General features: G+C 62.0%; 1 protein-coding gene. It reads right to left on the reverse strand.

Translation table 11 applies throughout. The annotated features are described in order from the left end of the window. On the reverse strand, positions 1 to 943 hold a 943-nt coding region (locus tag WDZ97_RS19870; RefSeq protein WP_425763905.1), incomplete at its 3' end, for an IS110 family transposase. Positions 944 to 1092 lie beyond the last annotated feature (149 nt).

The following is a 1092-nucleotide window of genomic DNA, read 5'->3' on the forward strand; positions in this document are numbered from 1 at the left end:
AAGGTTTGCCGGATCGGAGAACGCCAAAGGCGACGTGGATGAGCTTGCGCATCATTGCGCCGATGATGAGTTTGGGCGGCTTGCCAGCAGAGGACAGACGCTGTCGGAAGAGCTTCCCCCAGGCGGTGCGATAGAGCGCGACCATGGCCGGCATGTAGAGTGACTTGCGCAGGAAAGAGTGGCCGACCTTGGACATGCGTGGTTTGGCGCAGACGCTGCTGCCGGATTGGTGCTGCCGAGGGTCAAGGCCAGCGAATGCAGTGGCCTGACGAGCGTTGTCGAAGCGGGATACCCGTGCGTAGAAAGCCAGCAGAATGGCAATGGTGCGTTCGCCCAGGCCCGGGATGCTGTCGAGCAGACGACGCTTGCCGTCCAGATCGTCATCCTGGTCGAGCAGATCCCGGATCGCGCGGGCGAGCCGCTCGATCTCGGCGTCCAGCCATTCGATGTGCTGAGTGATCCCCTGCCGTAGCGCGCTTTGCGCAACGAGCAGACGATTCGATTCCTGGGTGCGCATGCTTTGCACGCTGTCCAGACGCAGCACGAGCGCGCGCAAAGTGCGTTCGGCCTCGGACGGCGGCTGCCAGGGCTTGGGTGAGCGTTCATGGCAGAACAGAGCGATGAGTGCGGCATCGACCTTGTCGGTCTTGGTGCGCACCATGCGCGAGGCGGCAAAGGCCTTGATCTGCGCCGGGTTGATGACACTGACGGTGACGTGGGGCAGAGCGGCGAGGAACTCAGCCACCGGCTCCCAATAGACGCCTGTGGCTTCCATGCATACGTGCAGTGTCAAAGCGTGTTGCCGGGACAGGAAAGCCTGCAGTTGGGCGAAGCCGGCTGCGTCGTTGGTGATGACCTTGTGGCGAATCTTGCCCTCGGGTGAGCGCAGCGCACAGTCGAGCTTGGCCTTGGCTACGTCGATACCCAGATGAAACAACTCCATGCAAAACCTCGTGAGATCAACCTTGTGAATGCGGGCTGCCGGCAAAGCCGGGCCAAAGATACTGTTCGATCGGAACGTGAGGGTGAGCAGGTGCTGCAAAATCTACAGGACGGGCGATCAGCCCAAGGAGCGACGCGGCATCCACCTGC

The sequence above is a fragment of the Methyloversatilis sp. MC4-4 genome (genome assembly GCF_049843555.1).
In the GTDB taxonomy this organism is placed as follows: Bacteria; Pseudomonadota; Gammaproteobacteria; order Burkholderiales; family Rhodocyclaceae; genus Methyloversatilis; species Methyloversatilis discipulorum_B.